The organism is Shewanella xiamenensis (assembly GCF_014647135.1).
Classification (GTDB): Bacteria; Pseudomonadota; Gammaproteobacteria; order Enterobacterales; family Shewanellaceae; genus Shewanella; species Shewanella xiamenensis.
The window spans coordinates 1-4996 of sequence record NZ_BMOP01000047.1 but is presented as its reverse complement, the minus strand read 5'-3'; the positions used below and the strand labels follow the sequence as shown (position 1 = coordinate 4996).

The following is a 4996-nucleotide window of genomic DNA, read 5'->3' as shown; positions in this document are numbered from 1 at the left end:
AGGTCAGGTGTGTAAGCGTTGTGAGGCGTTGAGCTAACTGATACTAATGACTCGAGAGGCTTAACCATACAACCCAGATGGGTTTTGCTAAGTAGCACTTAGCTTGAATATGAACACTTAAGAAGTGATACTCAAAACAGCTTTCTAAATTAACAAATAAAGGTTAATTACGCAGGTAATTGTACGGCAGACAAAGCCGTGACGAGCGAAGGGCGGAGTGTACGGTAGTACATGAGCACTGGAGTGAGGAAACAATGCCGTCAGACGTAGAATTAACCAGTAAGAATTTGCTTGGTGACAATAGCATTTCATCGCCAAGCGCCTAAATAAACACAAAAGCCAGCTGAATAAGCTGGCTTTTTTGTTTTTGATGTTTTATTCACGGCTTCCTCAACTTGTTTGTGCTCATCTTTAACTCTTGCTCAAAAGCACAAAAGCACAAAAGCACAAAAGCACAAAAGCACAAAAGCTTGAGTCATGACGTATCTGTTTTACCGATCAATCTCAGTTTGCTGCAATTCTAGGGTGAAGCGTTTACAATGTCGCTTTTATCGCGGCAGAACATCATCATGTCTTTCCCATACTCGCTAAAACCGTTTAATACTTTTGGCGTGGAGCAATCCTGTTCATCATTGATTGAAGTCCATTCCAAGATGGAACTGCAAACGACTTGCTTATCTTTATATCAATCAAAGCAACCAATGCTTGTGCTTGGTGGTGGCAGCAATATCGTATTTACCGATGATTTTAATGGCACTGTAGTGCGAGTATTGTCTAAAGGTATTTCCTGCTCCGAAGATGACTCTCACTTTTATCTTGATGTTGAGGCGGGTGAAAACTGGCATGAATTGGTCCTATTTAGCTTAGATCAGAATATGCCTGGACTTGAGAATTTAGCCCTGATCCCGGGCACAGTTGGCGCAGCTCCGATTCAAAATATCGGTGCTTATGGTGTGGAGTTTTGCGATGTTTGTGATTGGGTTGAATATCTTGATGTCGAGTCTGGCGACTTACTAAGGCTTACGGTCGATGAATGTGAGTTTTCATATCGCGAGTCGATATTTAAAGGCAGCTTACGCGACAAAGCTGTGATTACCGCTGTTGGTTTGCGCCTCCCTAAAGCTTGGCAACCAAAATTGGCCTATGGCCCGTTGCAATCATTTAACGCTGAGACGGTGACCCCAAGGGAGATTTTTGACCGTGTCTGTGAGGTGAGGAGTGAGAAGCTGCCGAATCCTGAGGTGCTAGGTAACGCTGGGAGTTTTTTTAAGAATCCAATCGTTAGCGCATCAGTTTATATTGAACTAGCTCAACGCTTTCCAAGCATTGTTGGTTATGCTCAACCGAATGGAGAGGTTAAACTTGCTGCTGGTTGGCTGATTGAGCATGCGGGTCTTAAGGGCTTTGCCCTAGGAAACGCGGGAGTGCATGCGAAGCAAGCCTTAGTATTAGTCAATTTAGGCCATGCAACTGGCCAAGATATTTGTCGATTAGCATTACATGTTATTGCGCGAGTGAATGAGGTTTTTGGCGTTAAGCTAGAAGCCGAGCCAAGAATTATGGGATTAACAGGGGAGACGAGTCTCGATGTCTGATAACTGGGTGAGAAAACGCGAAATACTGGGATTACTGTCGAGCGAACATTTTGTCTCAGGTGAAGAATTGGCGACACAACTGGGTATTTCTCGTGCGGCGGTGAGCAAGCATGTCGATGCTTTGGAAGACTATGGTGTGGCGATCTACAGTGTCAAAGGCCGCGGTTACAAGTTAGCTAATCCCATCTCCCTTATCGACTCGGCTCGTTTAATTCAGTCGATCGATAATCGATGCTTTTACTTTGATGAAATCCCGAGCACTAACGGCTTTATGTTAAGCCATACCAGTGAGCTTAAAAGTGGCGATGTATGTGTGGCTGAGTACCAGTCAGCGGGACGAGGACGTAGAGGACGAACTTGGGTGTCTCCCTATGGACATCATTTGTATTTCTCTCAGTTTTGGTCATTCCCCCAAGGGATGGCACAGGCCATGGGCTTAAGCCTAGTGGTGGCTTGTAGTTTAGTTGAGGTACTGAAATCCTTTGGTGTTGATAATATCGGCGTGAAATGGCCAAACGATATTTACCTTAATTATAAAAAGCTTGCTGGGATTTTAATTGAAATGTCCGGGCAAGCGGATAGCGAGTGCCAATTAATCATTGGTATTGGTGTTAACATGGCTATGTCGGAAGACCAAGGTAAGGGAATTGACCAGCCTTGGAGCGACTTGTCTAGCTTGACGGATATGCCAAATAAAACAGATCTCGTGATTGCACTACACAAACAGTTGAAGAGAGACATACAGTTGTTTGAGCGTGAAGGGCTGGCAGCCTTTAAAACGCGCTGGCAACAGGCAGATCTATTCCATGGTAAAGAAATTCGTTTACTGATGGGCGAGAATCACGTTGACGGCATCTGTCGAGGGATCGATGAACAAGGTGCAGTATTGTTAGAAACCGCCGATGGCATACAAGCCTATATCGGCGGAGAAATCAGTTTAAGAGCAAGATAAGATTATTTACGCAGTAAAACGTGTGACATCAAATGATCCTGTCCTTTTTGTAGGATCAGATGCGCTCGTTCCCTTGTGGGCTGAATATTGAGCTGCAAATTGGGACCGTTGATTGTGTCCCATATTTTCGCCGCTATAGTATAGGCTTCATCATCCGTCAGGCTAGCATAGTGATGGAAATAGGACTTTTCATCACTAAATGCCCCTTTGCGAAATTGCAAAAAGCGCTCTTGATACCATTGCTTCAATAAATGCTCTTCGGCATCGACATAAATCGAAAAATCGACAAAGTCGGAGACAAAGGGCCTACGTATATCGACTGGCGAATCTAAACCTGTTTGTAAAACATTCAGTCCTTCGAGGATCAAAATATCGGGCTGCGAAACGGTTTGATGCTGGCCGCGAATACGATCGTAAGTCACGTGGGAATAGATAGGCGCATTTACATGGGCTTGCCCGGATTTTACCGCCGAAATAAATTCGACCAACATCTTCATATCGTAACTTTCAGGAAAGCCTTTGCGTTGCAATAGCCCTTTACGCTTCAAATCTGCCAGAGGATATAGAAAACCATCGGTCGTAACTAAATCGACTTTAGGATGCTCGGGCCACTGGCTTAGTAACGCCTGTAAAATACGCGCAGTGGTACTTTTACCCACGGCAACACTACCGGCAATGCTGATGATATAAGGACTACTTGAGGGCTTTTGCCCGAGAAACTCATCAAGGACTAAACCACGTTGTTGTTTGGCTTTTACAATTAAGTTAAGCAACCTGCTCAGAGGCAAATAAATATCAGTGACTTCTGAGAGCGAAACCTTCTCATTGATACCCCGAAGATTCTCCAAGTCTTGTTCACTCAGCGTCATTGGCACTGCGTCCCTTAAAACAGACCATTGTGCGCGCTCAAAGGCAAGATAGAGTGCTTTTTGAATTGGATTTTTTGACGTCATTGGCTTTCCTCGGCTTAGGAATCGCACAGTACACCATGACTTAAGTATCGACAATATAAAATCAATTCATGAAGCTCGGTTTCTAGCTCTTCTAGCCTTATTTACTGGATAAATGCTTGCCAACATCAGTTTGAGGGTAAAAAAACATCATTTGATTGCTTTTTTTAAACAAATCGTCGATTTTCGCTTGCACTTGGGCACACATTTACCTAATATCCCGTTCCGAAATGATTTGCCGGCATAGCTCAGTTGGTAGAGCAACTGACTTGTAATCAGTAGGTCCCGAGTTCGACTCTTGGTGCCGGCACCATTTTACTGGAGGGGTTCCCGAGTGGCCAAAGGGATCAGACTGTAAATCTGACGGCTCCGCCTTCGAAGGTTCGAATCCTTCTCCCTCCACCATTTTCTAGGTAGTTAGGTAGCCTTAGTTAGGTTGCGCGGGCATCGTATAATGGTATTACTCCAGCCTTCCAAGCTGATAACGCGGGTTCGATTCCCGCTGCCCGCTCCAAATTTAGTTGCTGATATGGCTCAGTTGGTAGAGCACACCCTTGGTAAGGGTGAGGTCGGCAGTTCGAATCTGCCTATCAGCACCAGCCTTTCTGAATTAAGCTCCTATACCTAAATTAATCGGTTCGATGTCATTTATATGCATCGGATTTTTTCTATATGTATGTTTTCATCACCAAGACTCTTGGATTGAGGCAATACCATGGCTAAAGCTAAATTTGAACGTTCTAAGCCCCATGTTNAAACCACTCTGACTGCAGCTATCTCTCACGTACTGGCTAAGACCTACGGTGGTGAAGCTAAAGACTTCTCTCAAATCGATAACGCTCCAGAAGAGCGTGAGCGCGGTATTACCATCAATACCTCTCACATCGAGTATGACACCCCAACTCGCCACTACGCACACGTAGACTGCCCAGGCCACGCTGACTATGTTAAAAACATGATCACTGGTGCTGCACAGATGGACGGCGCGATCCTAGTAGTTGCTTCTACAGACGGTCCAATGCCACAAACACGTGAGCACATCCTGCTGTCTCGTCAGGTTGGCGTACCATTCATCATCGTATTCATGAACAAATGTGACATGGTTGACGATGCTGAGCTGTTAGAATTAGTGGAAATGGAAGTGCGTGAACTGTTATCAGAATACGACTTCCCAGGTGATGACTTACCAGTAATCCAAGGTTCAGCTCTGAAAGCGCTAGAAGGCGAGCCAGAGTGGGAAGCGAAGATCCTTGAGCTGGCAGCAGCTTTAGACTCTTACATTCCAGAGCCAGAGCGTGATATCGATAAGCCATTCCTGATGCCAATCGAAGACGTATTCTCTATTTCTGGTCGTGGTACAGTAGTAACAGGCCGTGTAGAGCGTGGTATCGTTAAAGTGGGCGACGAAGTAGAAATCGTTGGTATCCGCACGACTTCTAAAACAACTTGTACTGGCGTAGAAATGTTCCGTAAGCTGCTTGACGAAGGTCGTGCAGGTG

Annotated in this window: 4 protein-coding genes and 4 tRNA genes; 7 read left to right on the top strand and 1 reads right to left on the bottom strand. The window is 45.1% G+C overall.

Features of this window, described 5'->3' with window-relative positions:
* Positions 1 to 569 precede the first annotated feature (569 nt).
* Both murB and birA read left to right on the top strand, forming a co-directional pair.
* Positions 570 to 1595 carry a UDP-N-acetylmuramate dehydrogenase gene (murB, locus tag IEY09_RS20020; protein ID WP_188872397.1) on the top strand — a complete coding sequence of 342 codons (1026 nt, stop codon included), beginning with the start codon at positions 570 to 572 and terminating at the stop codon, positions 1593 to 1595.
* A complete protein-coding gene (gene birA, locus IEY09_RS20015; protein ID WP_055647560.1) occupies positions 1588 to 2547 on the top strand; it encodes a bifunctional biotin--[acetyl-CoA-carboxylase] ligase/biotin operon repressor BirA in 960 nt (319 codons plus the stop codon). Before murB ends, birA begins: the two co-directional genes overlap by 8 nt.
* A gap of 2 nt (positions 2548 to 2549) precedes the next feature.
* Here the strand turns inward: birA and coaA are convergent, their stop codons facing one another.
* Positions 2550 to 3500 carry a type I pantothenate kinase gene (gene coaA / locus IEY09_RS20010; protein ID WP_037417855.1) on the bottom strand — a complete coding sequence of 317 codons (951 nt, stop codon included), beginning with the start codon at positions 3498 to 3500 and terminating at the stop codon, positions 2550 to 2552.
* A gap of 234 nt (positions 3501 to 3734) precedes the next feature.
* Here coaA and IEY09_RS20005 point away from each other — a divergent pair.
* From IEY09_RS20005 to IEY09_RS19985, 5 genes are all read left to right on the top strand, one after another.
* Positions 3735 to 3810, top strand: a tRNA-Thr gene (locus tag IEY09_RS20005).
* Between the two features lie 7 nt (positions 3811 to 3817).
* Positions 3818 to 3902 (top strand) — tRNA-Tyr (locus IEY09_RS20000).
* A 35-nt stretch (positions 3903 to 3937) separates the two neighbouring features.
* Positions 3938 to 4011 (top strand) — tRNA-Gly (locus tag IEY09_RS19995).
* 9 nt (positions 4012 to 4020) lie between these two features.
* Positions 4021 to 4096: transfer RNA gene (locus IEY09_RS19990), tRNA-Thr, on the top strand.
* Between the two features lie 116 nt (positions 4097 to 4212).
* Positions 4213 to 4996: elongation factor Tu (locus tag IEY09_RS19985; protein WP_188872395.1), on the top strand; the 784-nt coding region annotated here is incomplete at its 3' end.

Excerpts from the sequence above, each read along its gene's own strand:
- birA (WP_055647560.1), top strand. The coding sequence starts at position 1,588 with ATGTCTGATAACTGGGTGAGAAAACGCGAAATACTGGGATTACTGTCG.
- coaA (WP_037417855.1), bottom strand. The coding sequence starts at position 3,500 with ATGACGTCAAAAAATCCAATTCAAAAAGCACTCTATCTTGCCTTTGAG.
- murB (WP_188872397.1), top strand. The coding sequence starts at position 570 with ATGTCTTTCCCATACTCGCTAAAACCGTTTAATACTTTTGGCGTGGAG.